Source organism: Halalkalibacter alkaliphilus (assembly GCF_023555415.1).
Taxonomy (GTDB): domain Bacteria; phylum Bacillota; class Bacilli; order Bacillales; family Bacillaceae_D; genus Halalkalibacter; species Halalkalibacter alkaliphilus.
On sequence record NZ_JAKRYL010000012.1, the window covers coordinates 25,333 to 39,897 of the forward strand.

Annotated in this window: 15 protein-coding genes; all 15 read left to right on the plus strand. The window is 43.1% G+C overall.

The genetic code is table 11. The features are described from left to right. Window positions 1–68 precede the first annotated feature (68 nt). The 15 genes from murA to MF646_RS12525 all read left to right on the plus strand — a co-directional run bounded on the left by murA (window position 69) and on the right by MF646_RS12525 (window position 14,489). Window positions 69–1,388 carry a UDP-N-acetylglucosamine 1-carboxyvinyltransferase gene (gene murA / locus MF646_RS12455; protein ID WP_250096830.1) on the plus strand — a complete coding sequence of 440 codons (1,320 nt, stop codon included), beginning with the start codon at window positions 69–71 and terminating at the stop codon, window positions 1,386–1,388. 217 nt (window positions 1,389–1,605) lie between these two features. Then, window positions 1,606–2,631 (plus strand): stage II sporulation protein D, encoded by a 1,026-nt coding sequence (gene spoIID / locus MF646_RS12460; protein WP_250096831.1) that lies wholly within the window; start codon window positions 1,606–1,608, stop codon window positions 2,629–2,631. A gap of 475 nt (window positions 2,632–3,106) precedes the next feature. Further along, window positions 3,107–3,964, plus strand: coding sequence for a stage II sporulation protein SpoIIQ (locus MF646_RS12465; RefSeq protein WP_250096832.1), 858 nt, complete (start codon window positions 3,107–3,109; stop codon window positions 3,962–3,964). A 199-nt stretch (window positions 3,965–4,163) separates the two neighbouring features. After that, window positions 4,164–4,340: a hypothetical protein gene (locus MF646_RS12470; protein WP_250096833.1), complete on the plus strand. Its 177-nt coding sequence runs from the start codon at window positions 4,164–4,166 to the stop codon at window positions 4,338–4,340. A 380-nt stretch (window positions 4,341–4,720) separates the two neighbouring features. Next, entirely contained in the window at window positions 4,721–5,023 is a 303-nt protein-coding gene (locus MF646_RS12475) for a DUF4212 domain-containing protein (RefSeq protein ID WP_250096834.1), read from the plus strand. 42 nt (window positions 5,024–5,065) lie between these two features. Next, window positions 5,066–6,727, plus strand: coding sequence for a sodium:solute symporter family protein (locus MF646_RS12480; RefSeq protein WP_250096835.1), 1,662 nt, complete (start codon window positions 5,066–5,068; stop codon window positions 6,725–6,727). A 220-nt stretch (window positions 6,728–6,947) separates the two neighbouring features. Then, a complete protein-coding gene (locus tag MF646_RS12485; protein WP_250096836.1) occupies window positions 6,948–8,612 on the plus strand; it encodes a DUF294 nucleotidyltransferase-like domain-containing protein in 1,665 nt (554 codons plus the stop codon). Between the two features lie 39 nt (window positions 8,613–8,651). Continuing rightward, entirely contained in the window at window positions 8,652–9,335 is a 684-nt protein-coding gene (locus MF646_RS12490; protein WP_420842501.1) for a 3'-5' exonuclease, read from the plus strand. 95 nt (window positions 9,336–9,430) lie between these two features. Then, complete coding sequence (gene spoIIID, locus MF646_RS12495) at window positions 9,431–9,715, plus strand: sporulation transcriptional regulator SpoIIID (RefSeq protein ID WP_250096837.1); 285 nt, start codon at window positions 9,431–9,433, stop codon at window positions 9,713–9,715. A gap of 119 nt (window positions 9,716–9,834) precedes the next feature. Further along, window positions 9,835–10,839, plus strand: a complete 1,005-nt coding sequence (gene mreB / locus MF646_RS12500) for a rod shape-determining protein (RefSeq protein ID WP_250096838.1) — start codon at window positions 9,835–9,837, stop codon at window positions 10,837–10,839. A gap of 39 nt (window positions 10,840–10,878) precedes the next feature. Further along, window positions 10,879–11,697 carry a flagellar hook-basal body protein gene (locus tag MF646_RS12505; RefSeq protein ID WP_250096839.1) on the plus strand — a complete coding sequence of 273 codons (819 nt, stop codon included), beginning with the start codon at window positions 10,879–10,881 and terminating at the stop codon, window positions 11,695–11,697. A gap of 91 nt (window positions 11,698–11,788) precedes the next feature. Further along, a complete protein-coding gene (locus MF646_RS12510) occupies window positions 11,789–12,631 on the plus strand; it encodes a flagellar hook-basal body protein (RefSeq protein ID WP_250096840.1) in 843 nt (280 codons plus the stop codon). A gap of 57 nt (window positions 12,632–12,688) precedes the next feature. Next, window positions 12,689–13,330 carry a DNA-directed RNA polymerase subunit beta gene (locus MF646_RS12515; protein ID WP_250096841.1) on the plus strand — a complete coding sequence of 214 codons (642 nt, stop codon included), beginning with the start codon at window positions 12,689–12,691 and terminating at the stop codon, window positions 13,328–13,330. A 116-nt stretch (window positions 13,331–13,446) separates the two neighbouring features. Then, window positions 13,447–13,869 (plus strand): 3-hydroxyacyl-ACP dehydratase FabZ, encoded by a 423-nt coding sequence (gene fabZ, locus MF646_RS12520; RefSeq protein ID WP_250096842.1) that lies wholly within the window; start codon window positions 13,447–13,449, stop codon window positions 13,867–13,869. 347 nt (window positions 13,870–14,216) lie between these two features. Beyond that, window positions 14,217–14,489, plus strand: a complete 273-nt coding sequence (locus MF646_RS12525; protein WP_250096843.1) for a hypothetical protein — start codon at window positions 14,217–14,219, stop codon at window positions 14,487–14,489. Window positions 14,490–14,565: the final 76 nt, after the last annotated feature.

The following is a 14,565-nucleotide window of genomic DNA, read 5'->3' on the forward strand; positions in this document are numbered from 1 at the left end:
CGCCTATTATTACGACTGAATATTGATGATAGAGAAGAGACTATAATTTAGACGCGGAGGGGAATACGTTGGAAAAAATTATTGTCCGGGGTGGCAATCAGCTACGCGGCACTGTTAAGGTAGAAGGCGCGAAAAACGCAGTCTTACCTGTAATTGCTGCATCAATCCTAGCAGGCCGCGGCACAAGCCACATATATGATGTGCCACAATTGGCAGATGTATACACGATGAAAGAAGTATTAAGCAATTTAAATATCGATGTGAAATATGTAGATGGGAAATTTACTGTAAATGCAGAAAAACCATTAAAGACAGAAGCACCATTTGAATATGTACGTAAGATGAGAGCTTCTTTCCTTGTAATGGGACCTCTTCTTGCGCGTGTAGGAAAAGCAAGAATTGCTCTTCCTGGCGGTTGTGCAATTGGTTCACGACCAATTGATCAACACTTAAAAGGGTTCGAAGCAATGGGTGCAACTGTAGAGATCGGAAATGGATTTATTGAAGCACGCATTGACGGACGCTTGCAAGGTGCAAAAATTTATCTAGACTTCCCAAGTGTAGGTGCAACTGAAAACATCATGATGGCAGCTGCAATGGCAGAGGGAACGACGATTATTGAAAATGCTGCAGAAGAGCCTGAAATTGTTTGTGTTGCTAATTACTTGAACGCGATGGGCGCGAAAGTCCGCGGTGCTGGTACTGGTGAAATCCGTATCGAGGGTGTTGACGAATTAGTAGGTGCAGAGCACACGGTTATCCCTGATCGTATCGAAGCTGGAACATTCATGGTAGCAGCTGCGATCACAAAAGGTGATGTATTAGTCGAAGGTGCTGTTTCTGAACACTTACGTCCACTTATTGCAAAAATGGGCGAAATGGGCGTCAAGATCATTGAAGAAGAGAACGGGTTACGCGTTGTGGGACCTGAGAAGTTAAAACCAGTTGACTTTAAGACAATGCCTCATCCAGGGTTCCCAACTGATATGCAAGCACAAATGATGGCATTACTGCTAGCTGCACACGGAACAGGTGTCATTACAGAAACAGTATTCGAAAATCGTTTCATGCATGTAGAAGAATTTCGTCGTATGAACTCGAACATTAAGATCGAAGGCCGTTCAGCTATTATCACAGGACCAAACAATCTTCAAGGCGCAGAAGTTTCTGCAACTGACTTACGTGCAGGGGCTGCCTTAATCATTGCAGGTCTGATCGCGGATGGCGTTACTCGAGTAATGGAGTTAAAACATATCGACCGCGGATACGTTAACTTAGCTGGAAAGCTTCAAGCACTAGGTGCAGATGTAGAACGAATTGAGGAAGAACTAGAAGAAGAAATTGAAAATCTAGAAGCTCCAGCTCCGCTACAAATCAAATCAATCTAATTATGGATAGCAAGAAGGTACAAATCGTATAGTGGTTTGTATCTTCTTTTTTGTTTGGCAGTTTTTGTATAATTCGCTTAACAGTCCGCTCCATAACTCCTCTTTACACCCACACTTCCCTGCAAAATCTCTTATTTTTACATATCGCAAGTGAGTTCTATTTCCTGCCAAGCTTTCATATACTTTTTTAGACAGATTAGTAAATGGAGGATCAGACATGAAACGACTTCTCGTTGTAGCCACTATTTTATGCACAGTTGTGCTCATTATTCCAGCAGTATTAGTAGTATTTCTTTCAGATCCTGCAGAGAGTACGACGACCGTCACTCGGACAATCACGTTAGAAGAGGCAGAAGAGCAATTTTCATATGTCCCTGAGGACGATGTCGCCGTGACCGTTTTTCGAACGGCAACCGAACAATTGGAGGAAACTCCTTTAGAAAGGTATGTTATGGGGGTGGTGGCGTCTGAAATGCACGCCAATTTTGAAATGGAAGCTTTAAAGGCACAAGCGTTAACGGCACGTACTTATATGGTGAAGCATATTTTACAACCGCGTTCTGAACAGCTGCCAGAAGGGGCGATGGTGACGGATACGACAAATCATCAAGTCTATAAAAATGAAGAAGAGTTAAGAGAGCTTTGGGGTGATGATTACGAGCGTAACATGGCGCGAATTCAGGAGGCTGTGTTGTCGACTCAAGGCCAAGTGTTAACGTATGAAGGGGAGCCGATTGATGCGTTGTTCTTCTCAACGAGCAACGGCTATACTGAGAACTCAGAAGACTATTGGGGAGATGAAATCCCTTATTTACGTAGTGTAGAAAGCCCATGGGATCAAGTGTCCCCTCGATTTAACTCAGAAACAAGTGTGACAGTTAGTGAGTTTCAAGAAAAGCTTGGAGTCACACTGCCTGAAGACGGCTCAGTAGGGGCCATTTTAGAGCGTACAGAGGGTGGACGCGTGGCCAAGGTAGTTATCAATGGAAAAGAGTTTTCTGGACGTGATGTGAGAGATAAATTAGCGCTAGACTCATCTGACTTTCAGTGGCAGCGTCAAGGAGAGCAGATTACGATTCAAACAAGAGGATGGGGTCATGGTGTTGGAATGAGCCAATTTGGAGCTGATGGCATGGCGAAGGAAGGCAGCAACTATACCGACATCATCCACCACTATTATAAAGGGGTAGAAATCCAGCCAGTCGATCCATTTGTATCTGAAATGTTAGCAAAAGCGGAATAATGAATGAGAGAAAGATCCTTGTTCAAGGGTCTTTTTTTATTTAATTAGACCTACGATAATATTAAGAGTATTGTTTTTTCCTAAAAGGCTGTTTTCGTAAAGATGGTTGCTAGTAAATTTTTTTCCTCGTAGTGAAATGGAGCGGAAGTCACTCGACTCCTGCGGGATGCAGAGGTAAGGGCGAGACCCCGCAGGCGCAGCCGAGGAGGCTCGGCACCTCCCCGTGGAAAGCGAGTGGCTGGAGCGCAATGGAACGAACATGTGAAGGACGCGTAACCCATAAAAACAACAAAGTATGCGAAACCAGTTTTCTAAAAAAACCTCTCACCAACCCGCAACACTAAGCCAATTCATAACTTTTTTTAATAAAATGCATAAAAGAAACCCATTTGTCGAAAACTAATTTAAAAAAAGTTTTTGCAAGATGTATACATTTCTAGCAATCTGATCAGAATGATTGCTGAGGTGATGGAAAATGAGAGAAGAAGAAAACAATCGCTCTTCTAAATCTGAAGAAAAATTAAATGTAAAAAGTTTATTACGTAAGCGCTGGGTATTACCTGCAGTATACTTAGTAGCAGCAGCTGGTGTGTTAAGTGCCGTTTTCGTTATGCAAGGTGGAGACGAGTCAGCAGCACCAGAAGATAGTGTTGAAGTAACAGATCCAAACTATACTGGAGATATGAATCCATATGGTGAAGATGCTGTAGCTGTTACGGCTTCATCTGAAGTTGTAAAAATGCCTGTCGTTGATGAAGAAGAAGTTACTGTTGTTGGTTATTTCTATGATGTGAATGGTTCACCTGAAGAACAGCAAGAAGCTCTTGTATACTACAATAATACGTATTTCCCAAATAAAGGAATGGACTTCGCTCATGTAGATGGTGAAAGCTTTGAAGTAGCTGCTGCCCTAAGTGGAACAGTAGTAAGAGCAGAGAAAGATTCATTGCTAGGGTATGTCGTTGAAATTTCCCATGAAGACGGTGTCGTTACACACTACCACAGTTTAGAAAATGTGGAAGTGGAAGAAGGTGCAACACTTGAGCAAGGTGAGATTCTTGGCCGCGCAGGACGCAACAGCTACAATGCTGATGCTGGAATCCACGTACACTTTGAAATTCGTTATGATGGCGTTGCTGTCAATCCAAATGATGTGTTCCAACAACCAATTGACTCTGTAAGAGACGTTGCGGATGAACAAGAAAAAGAAGAAGAAAAGCCAGCTGAAGAAGAAGATGGCAAAGAAGATGGCACGACAGATGAAGAAGAAGTCACACCTGAAGAAAACAATGACGAAGGTGAAGACGAAGAAGAACAAAGTGAAATCGGCTAAACGAAGCCAAACACAAACTGACTTACAATTGAAAGTCAGTTTGTGTTTTTTTGTCGTACAGAAATGTTTGACAACAATCTGAAATTTTGAAATAATGTGATATAGAACAGATGGTTGGTCCGAGATTTCCACTGTAACAGTCACCTTTTTTTTGGATAATAATGATAACGCTTACAAAGTAACGTTGGAGGGATCTAAAATGATGTATGTCTTTCTAGTAATTTTGCTGTTATCGATTATTTTTACATTTCGCTTGAAAAAACCATTATTGTTGTCCGTCCCCTTTATCTCCATTTTCATCTATATGATTGTCCAAATTGCAATGGTACCACTCGGCTTCTTTGAAACAGTAAGATTTATTATGGGGTTGAGATAAAATGGCAAAGAAAAATAGGAGTCACCTACGTCTAATTCAGACCGACCATTCAGTATGCTCGCAGTGTAAACGTGGAGAACTCGAAGATATGCCGAATTCGAGGTATGTCATTTTTCTCAGTGTGCTGCCATGGGTATTAGCAATGCTGTTAGTTTTCACCGTTCACCCGATTTTCTTTATTTTTGTACCGATTGTGACGATCATCAACATGTACATTTCAAAAAAGCAAAAACCTCTCAAACGCTGCAAGTCCTGTCACAAAATCCAACGACACCTAAGAGCCATTTAAAAGATAAGTTTACTCTGTAAAGGAGGCGATGAAGTAGCTTAGCCAGCTGCACATAAAAACGAGATTGATAAAAAACGAGGAGGAATGAGTTGTGAAGAAAATTGATAAAAAAGTGGCGGATGCATACTTTCGTGCTCGTACTTGGCTAGTCGTCATTTGCTTATTCATCGGTGGTCTTGTTTCGTTTGGTGTTGTAGCCTTTGCTGAACGCTTTGCAGAATTTACGATTATGGGAATGCCGGCCCATTATTATATGGGGGCACAAGGAGCTGTTGTTACATTCGTTATCCTGTTATTCGGAAACGCTATCATAAGTGATCAGATCGATAAAAAGTTTGGAATTGATGAGGAACATAATACGAGAGTTAGTTCTGGCAAGGTGTTAGATCACTAGGTTTGAAACGGAAAATAGAGACCTGCAGGGGGGAATAAATCAATGGATCAGCAAACAATTGTGTCGTTACTTCTCATTTTGGCTACATTTGGACTTTATATTGGTATTTCTGTCTACAACAGGGCAAAAGCAACCTCTGACTTTTACGTAGCAAGCCGCGGTGTACCGCCTTTCTGGAACGGAATGGCAATTGGTGGAGACTGGATGAGTGCAGCCTCATTCATTGGGATGGCTGGAACAGTTATGATTCTTGGGTATGATGGTTTAGCCTACATAATGGGTTGGACTGGTGGGTACTTATTCCTTACTTTCTTACTAGCACCACAGCTTAGAAAATATGGACGTTACACGGTTCCTGAATTTATCGGTGACCGTTTTGATAGTAACGCCGCGCGACTAATCGCTGCGATTGCGACGATTATCATCAGTTTTACCTACATTATCGGTCAGCTTGCAGGTTCCGGGGTTGTTATCGGGCGTATCCTCAGCATCCCTGCAATGTACGGGACGATGATCGGGGTTGTTGTTATCGCGATCTACGCGACACTAGGCGGGATGAAAGGAATCACGTGGACACAAGTAGCACAATACATGATCTTAATTATTGCCTACATTATTCCAATTGTCTTCATGTCTTTGCAAGTGACAAACAATCCGCTGCCATGGTTAACATATGGAAACATCGTCACACAGCTTGGAGAGCTTGACCGAGAACTCGGGATATCGGAGTATTTTGCTCCATTTGCTGAAAGCGACAAATCACAATTTATTGCTCTTATGTTTACATTAATGGTTGGTACAGCTGCGCTTCCGCACGTTATCGTTCGTTTCTACACAGTAACAACGATGAAAGCAGCACGTTGGAGCGGCGCTTGGGCACTTGTTTTTATCGCCCTTCTATACTTATCAGCTCCTGCTTATGCAGCATTCTCTCGTTTCATCTTAATGACGCGTGTAGCAGGTCAGCCGCTTGATCAATTACCAGCATGGACAGAAACATGGGTGAACACAGGGTTGTTACAGCTTGCTGATACGAATGGGGACGGAATTCTTCAATGGTCTGAGATTGTCATTTCAAATGATATCGTCGTCATGGCGACACCGGAAATTGCGAACCTTGGTGTGTTTGTTATCGGTTTAGTTGCAGCCGGTGCGATGGCAGCCGCCCTTTCAACAGCCGGTGGTCTATTGATTACGATCTCGTCTTCGTTTGCACATGATATTTACTACCGTTTATTAAAACCAGATGCAAGTGATAAAAAGCGCTTAGCGGCAGGACGTTGGGCAATTGTGTTAGCAACGGTTGTCGCAGGAGTTGTGGCGCTTAATCCACCAGGGGTTATTACTCAAATTGTTGCTTGGGCGTTTGGTCTTGCAGGTGGAACATTCTTCCCAGTCTTGCTTCTAGGTGTATGGTGGAAACGTTGTAACAAACAAGGTGCGATTGCAGGGATGTTAACAGGATTAACGGTTACACTCACATATATTTTCTTAGCACGTTCAGGCATAACACTATTTGGTATTCAAGATACAGGTGCTGGTTTAATTGGGGTTCCAATTAACCTGCTTGTTACGATCCTTGTTTCAAAAATGACAGCAGCACCATCGCAAAAACTTCAAGATGAAGTCGTTGACCTCCGTTATCCAGAACAAATGACGTATCGCGACGGCGAGGTATGGATGGATGAGGGAGCAGGAAAATAAGTTCGACACGCAAATCCGTGAGCACCCAATCTTCAAAGGGCTCAGTGACTCTGAGTTTACCGAATGCTTGGGTGCCTGCGCTCTCAAATCCTATCAAAAAGGCGACAAGGTGCTTTACAAGAAGGCACCAAGAGAAGGACTTCTGCTTATCCTAAAGGGGGTAGCAGAAGTTTTTGTTGCAACAGAGCTTGGGCAGTACCAACAGAAGGAGGTCCTGGAGGTGCTTGAGCAAAACGATATGATTGGTTTTTCAAGCTTAGCCGATTTTTTAGGAGGAAAAACAGAGGACCCCAAGCGCTACGAGGTAGAAGTCGGTGCTGTGGAGGAGTCGGTATGTCTTCATATTCCATACACTGTTGTCAAAATGCGCTGGGAAGACCCGGCTGTACGAGATTTTGCGTTGCAGCAAGCGACGATTCGCCTGCGTGACATATATGGTTCATTTGCTGAGCAAGTACAGCTAGCAAGCAAATGGGGAGAGAGCGAACCTTTTATTCGTAGAGTTCAAGATATTATGAATGAACCTGTTGTTGTTGCGGATATGGACGATGATGTGCAGGACATTGCAGGAAAGATGGTGGAACATTCCACAAGTTCAGTTGTCGTATTAAATGATAGCGACCAATTGATTGGGATTGTAACGGAAAAGGATCTCGTGCAACGTGTGGTCGCGCGCGGATTAGGTGCTGGGACTGTCGCTCGTGAAATCATGACTCCACACCCTTTCATTATTGCCCGGGACGCGTACTACTACGAAGCAATGTCGAGTTTTCTGATGAATGGCATTAAGCATTTGCCGGTGATGGATCGCGGCCGTGTCATTGGGATGGTGACATTATCTGATTTACTGCGGAAGAAAAATCGAGGGACGATGGAGCTTTTGCAAAACGTTGAGGAGTCAACAGTTGAGACGATTCATGAGCTGAAGCCTGCTTTTTATGATGTGTTAGGAAATTTGATTCAAGACGGGATCCCAACAGTCCATACGCTTGATGTGATGACAAAACTGTATGATCGATTCGTTCGGCATGCGATTGAGCTTGCTGTTAGTGAGGTCGGTGAGCCGCCTGTTGCATTTGCTTGGTATATGATGGGGAGCGGCGGTCGGAAGGAACAATTTATGTTAACCGATCAGGATCATTTTCTCGTTTATGAGGATGGTGGCGATCAGGTGGTGGTTGATGATTATTTTGAAAAGTTAGGTGGTGAGATCGTTCGTTGTTTAGAGGCAGCTGGCTATAAGCGGTGTAAAGGTTTGATGATGGCGAGTGAGGAGCAGTGGCGCGGGACACTTACCGTTTGGAAGGAGCGATTGCGCAGCTGGGGTGTGCGGGCAACGAATGACAACATTTTGCTTGCGCATAACTTCTTGGCGTTCCGTTACGTTTATGGCGATGAAGCGTTGCACGATCAATTTGTCGCAGGTGTGAAAGAACAACTTGAGCGGTCACGTATCTTCTTATATAGAATGGCTGAACTTGAGAAAGAAAAGCCTGTGCCGACGTTTGATCATCCAATTCGTGCGCTGTTTCGGATGAAGCGGGAATCGGTGGACTTAAAAAAACAGGCACTATTTCCGTTTCATCATTGCTTGCAACTGCTTTGTGCGAGAAAAGGGCTCGTTGGAGGGGGGAGCCCGTTAGAACAAATAGAATGGCTCGTGAATGAAAATGTGCTCTCAGAGGAAACTGCTGATGAACTGTGCTTTGCCTATGAGGTGGTGCTCCGAATTCGTGTGGAGCGTGGATGGGAAGCTTATCAGACGGGTAGAGAGAATGATAGTTTAATAGATTTCAACTACTTACGAACAAAGGACAAAGAAGAACTGCTGTTAGCACTAAAAACCATTCGAGCACTGCAGAACCAAGTTGTCGGAATGTATTGAGGGGTCTGACCCCTCTTCACTCTGCTAAAGCGAAAGGAGGTGCTCCACTCCGTGTTTTGGAAGAAACCCATTTTACCAGCGAGCCAGTCGATCACCAACACTGAAACGCCACTTAACACCCCGATTTCTGATATCACCTTTACAGTATTCGACACGGAGACGACAGGGTTTGCGGTAGGGAGGCACGATCGGCTCATTGAAATTGGAGCGGTTCATGTGAAGGGAAACCGCGTCCTAGAAGAGGAAACGTTTCATATGCATGTAAATCCAGAGAGACATATTCCAGAAGAGATTACCGAGCTCACCGGTATTTCCTTGGAAACAATTCGACATTCGCCTAGCTCTCTTGAAGCGATCGAAGCATATCTACAATTTAATGAGCGAGCAAACAGCACGATTTGGATCGGTCACTACGTGAGCTTCGACTTGCTAGTCATAAAAAAAGAGTTACAGCGTCATCAGTATCGCATTGATATGCCTACAACCATCGATACGCTTGATCTGATTGGCTATATAAGCCCTTCTAAGCACATGCTTGATTTAGAAGTTTACGCTAGTCAATTTGGCACAAGAATCTATAATCGCCACGAAGCTTTAGGAGATGCATTAACAACGGCGCACCTTTTTTGTGAGCTGTTATATCACCTTGAAACACGCAACAAACGTACATTTGCCGACCTTTTGGCTATAAGTGATATGTCTAAAAGGAACATACAATTCTGAAAAGTCAAGCATGTCCTTGCAAGAATGTGGTATATCTGTGAACTCCCCCTAATAAACTGTACCAATCACCAACACAGAATTAGGAGGCGAGTCGTGTGCACGATTACATCAAAGAGCGAACTATCAAGATAGGTAGGTATGTTGTTGAGACAAAGAAAACGGTGAGAACGATAGCCAAAGAGTTCGGCGTCTCAAAAAGTACCGTACACAAAGACCTCACAGAAAGATTGCCAGAAATTAACCCCGAGCTAGCAAATGAAGTGAAGGAAATTCTGGAATATCACAAGTCCATCCGTCACCTGCGCGGAGGAGAAGCTACAAAGGTGAAATATAGGAAATCTGAAGACTCAACAGAAACAATCGTTAAAGCACCAAATTAATGTCAAACATTTTTTCAAAAAAGTGGACCCTGTCAGAACATTATGTGATAAAATAAAAAATTAGGTAAATCGTAATACTAAATGCGATTATGTTCGGATAACAGGGAGGAAAAAGAATCATGTTTGGTCGCGATATTGGAATTGATCTAGGTACTGCAAATGTCCTCATTTATGTAAAAGGTAGTGGAATTGTCCTAAATGAACCGTCTGTGGTTGCGGTTGAAACAACAACCAATCGAGTACTTGCAGTAGGGGAGGAAGCGTTCCGTATGGTCGGACGTACACCAGGAAATATTGTTGCCCTACGCCCAATGAAAGACGGTGTCATTGCAAACTTCGAAATGACTGAATCAATGCTCAAACATTTCTTAAGCAAGATCAACGTCAAAAGTCTTTTCTCAAAGCCTAGAATTCTCATCTGCTGCCCAACTAATATTACATCAGTTGAGCAAAAAGCAATTCGAGAAGCAGCAGAGAAAAGCGGTGGGAAAAATGTTTATTTGGAAGAAGAACCAAAAGTTGCTGCAATTGGAGCAGGGATGGATATATTCCAGCCAAGCGGAAACATGGTTGTAGATATAGGCGGTGGAACAACAGATGTTGCTGTTCTTTCGATGGGTGATATCGTCACCGCCTCTTCCATAAAAGTAGCTGGTGATCGCTTTGACTCAGACATCTTGGCATACATAAAGAAGAAGTATAAGCTCTTAATTGGTGAGAGAACGGCTGAGAATATCAAAGTCCAAGTTGCAACAGTATTTCCGGGTGGGCGACAAGAAGAAATTGACATTCGCGGACGTGATATGGTAAGTGGACTTCCAAGAACAATTACGGTACACTCAAAAGAGATTGAAGAAGCATTATTGGAATCTGTTTCATACATAGTCCAAGCTTCACGACAAGTGTTAGAACAAACCCCTCCAGAGCTTTCAGCGGACATTATTGATCGCGGCGTTATACTAACAGGCGGAGGAGCCTTATTGCACGGTATCGACCAACTGCTAGCTGAGGAGCTTAAAGTTCCTGTACTAGTTGCAGAAGAGCCGATGCATTGTGTTGCAAAAGGAACGGGGATTATTTTAGAAAATCTAGATCGTATGTCTAGTAAAAAAGTGCGTATTTAAGCGGACAAGCTTTATATAAAAGTTGCAGGAGGAACGAGCATGCTTCGTGGAATGTACGGGGCTGCGGCAGGGATGATTGCCCAACAGCAGCGCCAAGAAATGTTGACAAATAACTTAGCCAATGCCAATACACCAGGATTCAAAGCCGATCAAGCATCACTTAGGGCGTTCCCAAACATGCTGATCAAAGCAATGAACACACAAGGAACACCAGGACCAGCTCAGACAATTGGTGAGTTAACAACAGGTGTGTACTTACAAGAACGCATGCCAAACTTCCGCCAAGGTGACTTGATGGAAACAGGAAACAACACCGATATTGCTTTATTACAAGGAATTATGCCTGTGACAGAGTCAGGACGACCAGGCGCTCTTTTTTATACGATTCAAAATGAAAATGGAGACGTTCGCTATTCACGAAATGGCAATCTTACCGTTGATGGAGCAGGTTTCCTAACGACTCCAGCTGGACATTACGTATTAGGTGCGAATGGTCAGCCGATTCAAGTTGGGAACGAGGAATTCCGTGTGAATGAGCAAGGACTTGTTTTTAATCAAGCTGGAGTACAGGTTGCACAGCTAAATGTTGTCTATGCGGAAGATCCAATGCAGCTTGTAAAAGAGGGAAATGGCCTCCTGCGCTTTGAAGGCGAGGGCGACCTGCCAACAGCTATTGGTAACGGAGCGATTAGTTTTCAGCTGCAGCAAGGCTTCATTGAGCGTTCGAATGTCGATGCTCAGCAGACGATGACAGAAATGATGAGTGCATACCGGTCGTTTGAAGCAAACCAACGAGTGCTTCAAGCGTATGATCAAAGCATGGAAAAAGCAGTGAATGAAATAGGACGAATAGGGTAAATCTAGCAAATTGGCGCATGTTTGTTTGCAGAGCATGCGTCTTGCTTGAGCTCTTGTTTGAGCACGTATTTTAATAAGAAGAGGGATGAAGATGAACACATCGATGATCGCTGCGTCGAATACAATGGGGCAGATTCAACGAAAGCTTGATACGATATCACACAACATTGCAAACACAAACACAACAGGATATAAGCGCCGTGAATCAACATTTACTGATTTGCTTCATCAGCAAGTAAACAATCAATCGAGAGCAGCTCTAGAAGTGGGCCGTCTTACCCCGAATGGCATACGTGTTGGAACAGGAGCTAAAATTGCTCAAACGGCTGTTCGAACAGAAATTGGATCTCTTATGCAAACCGACCGTGAACTTGATTTTGCTTTAACGGAAAAAAATCATTTCTTTCGTATTCAAACAGTTGAAAATGGTGTACCAGTTGAGCGGTTAACAAGAGATGGGGCGTTTTATTTAACGGAAAACCCGGATAACGCCCAAACTTTAGCACTAGTAACTGGAAATGGTGATTTTGTTTTAAATCAAGCAGGTAACCGTATTAATTTACCAAGAAACTTTCAATCTATTAACTTTTCTGGAGAAGGGCAATTGCTTGTTACATTAAATGACGGAACGGTGCAAAACGTCGGACAGCTTGGTTTAACGAATGTATTAAAACCACAGCTGCTTGATGCTGTTGGAGACAATATGTATCGTTTTCCTGATCTGCAAGCATTAGGATTGGCACTTTTAGATGTACAGGAAAATTTTGCGTCCAATGGACAAACAGTAAGCCAAGGGTTTCTTGAAGGATCCAATGTAGACTTGAGCAAAGAGATGACTGAGTTAATTGAAGCGCAGCGTCATTATCAATTCAACGCGCGTTCTATTTCTATGGCGGATGAAATGTCTGGATTAGTAAATGGTCTCCGCAGATAATAAAAATAGACGCAAGAAATTCAGCATGAACGGCTGAACAGATTTGAGGAGAAAACGATGACTGATAATCGATCAAACGAGAAAAGCCGAAAAATAGAATCAGAGCTAGCAGAAGAGAAGGATTTGAATACCGAAGAAACGGAGCTTGAGGAATCTTCAAAAAAAGATGATGCAGCTAACGCTGAAGAAACTTTGGATGACGCGCATAATGAGAGTGTTTCCAACGATCCTAAGCCTTCAAATGACGACGAACAGCTGCTTGATCAAGAACTGACAAGCTCTGAGCATATGACCGAGACAGAGCTCTTAGATGAAGTGGAAGAACTTAACAAGCTTGATGACAAAAACTCGCTCACATTAGGGGAAGAGGATCTTTCCGCAGAGGATATTTTAGATGAGGAAGCTCTTGATGACAAAGACGAGCAACTTGTTGATTCAGAAGCACTGGCTCTTCAAACGCAGGAAAAAAAACAAGATGAAGAAGACACAAGAGAGGCACGTAGAAAAAAACGTCCAAAAAAGGAGCGTCTGCGTCTTATCCCAATTTGGCTTCGTCTTGTCATTTCGATTCTCTTGGTTGGAGGAAGCTTAATTTTAGGCGTGATCGTTGGCTATAGTGTCATCGGCGGTGGTGAAGCTGGTGAAGCAACAAGGCCGGAAACGTGGTACCATATTATAGATATGATTCGAGGACGCTAGCAGTCCTCGTTTTTTTTTGCTTTCGGCATTGGAAGCATGTACCTGGGCTGTTATTCATTAGCAAGAAAGTTATGCTATAATTGAAGAAATATACATATTGAAGGGATGAATGTTTCATGCTTACTATTGAAGAAATCAAGGAAATTATACCGCATCGTTATCCGTTTTTATTAGTTGATCGCATTTTGGAAATTGAAGAAGGAAAAAAAGCAGTTGGAATTAAAAATGTTAGTGCGAATGAAGAATTTTTTAACGGACATTTTCCTGACTATCCGGTTATGCCAGGTGTTTTGATTGTGGAAGCGCTAGCTCAAGTAGGAGCGGTTGCGATTTTAAAGCCTGAGGCAAACCGCGGCAAGCTTGCTTTCTTCGCTGGAATTGATAATTGTCGTTTTAAAAAACAAGTGAAGCCTGGTGACCAATTACGTCTAGAGGTGGAAATTGTCCGCTTGAAAGGACCGATCGGAAAAGGACATGCCATTGCAACGGTCGATGGCGAGATTGCATGTGAAACAGATATTACATTTGCGGTTAAATAATCAAAGCAACAATGATGAATGAAATCATACAAATGTGAGAAACTATGCAGAGCCTATCCCACTACAACGGATAGGCTCTGCTTTTGTCTATGTCTAGCCCGCTTTAGTGCTTCGAGGGCACTGAAAAGGTACGAACAAACCTTTTTCAGTGCCCTCGTAAAGAAGCGTTGAGGGGTCTGACCCCTTTATGGGAAAATATGTGACAAGGTGAGAAACTTGTTAGACATTTCCAAAAAAGTGCGCAATTTGTAGACGAGCATGAATAATCTTGCTAAGATACACAAAGACTAACAGCAAGCCAAAGATATATCTGCTTAGTCATATAAAAAATTTTGGGGGTAATTATTATGAAGAAAATTTTAATGACCACAGCGGCAGCTGCATTAACAGTAGGTTTACTTGGAGCTTGTGGAGCACCTGCAGAAGAAGAGCCAATGTTAGATGATCCAGCTGTTGAAGAACCTGCAGTAGAAGATCCAGCAATGGATGAGCCTGTAGAAGAAGATCCTGCGTTAGACGATGAAGAGTTTGACACTGAAGAAGAAATCGACATCGAGTTAGATGAAGAAGAAGGCGACGAATTCGCTGACGAGGAAGAAGACGAAGAAGAAGCTAACTAATTACTGATATAGGAACCTATCGCTTACGGGCGGTAGGTTTTTTCTTTGGGGTCAGACCCCAGGGCGGTGCTGTAAC

Bases quoted from the DNA above. Each gene is read 5' to 3' on its own strand.
- fabZ (WP_250096842.1), top strand. From the start codon at position 13,447: ATGCTTACTATTGAAGAAATCAAGGAAATTATACCGCATCGTTATCCG.
- MF646_RS12525 (WP_250096843.1), top strand. From the start codon at position 14,217: ATGAAGAAAATTTTAATGACCACAGCGGCAGCTGCATTAACAGTAGGT.
- MF646_RS12465 (WP_250096832.1), top strand. From the start codon at position 3,107: ATGAGAGAAGAAGAAAACAATCGCTCTTCTAAATCTGAAGAAAAATTA.
- MF646_RS12470 (WP_250096833.1), top strand. From the start codon at position 4,164: ATGATGTATGTCTTTCTAGTAATTTTGCTGTTATCGATTATTTTTACA.
- MF646_RS12510 (WP_250096840.1), top strand. From the start codon at position 11,789: ATGAACACATCGATGATCGCTGCGTCGAATACAATGGGGCAGATTCAA.
- MF646_RS12480 (WP_250096835.1), top strand. From the start codon at position 5,066: ATGGATCAGCAAACAATTGTGTCGTTACTTCTCATTTTGGCTACATTT.
- mreB (WP_250096838.1), top strand. From the start codon at position 9,835: ATGTTTGGTCGCGATATTGGAATTGATCTAGGTACTGCAAATGTCCTC.
- spoIID (WP_250096831.1), top strand. From the start codon at position 1,606: ATGAAACGACTTCTCGTTGTAGCCACTATTTTATGCACAGTTGTGCTC.
- MF646_RS12515 (WP_250096841.1), top strand. From the start codon at position 12,689: ATGACTGATAATCGATCAAACGAGAAAAGCCGAAAAATAGAATCAGAG.
- MF646_RS12505 (WP_250096839.1), top strand. From the start codon at position 10,879: ATGCTTCGTGGAATGTACGGGGCTGCGGCAGGGATGATTGCCCAACAG.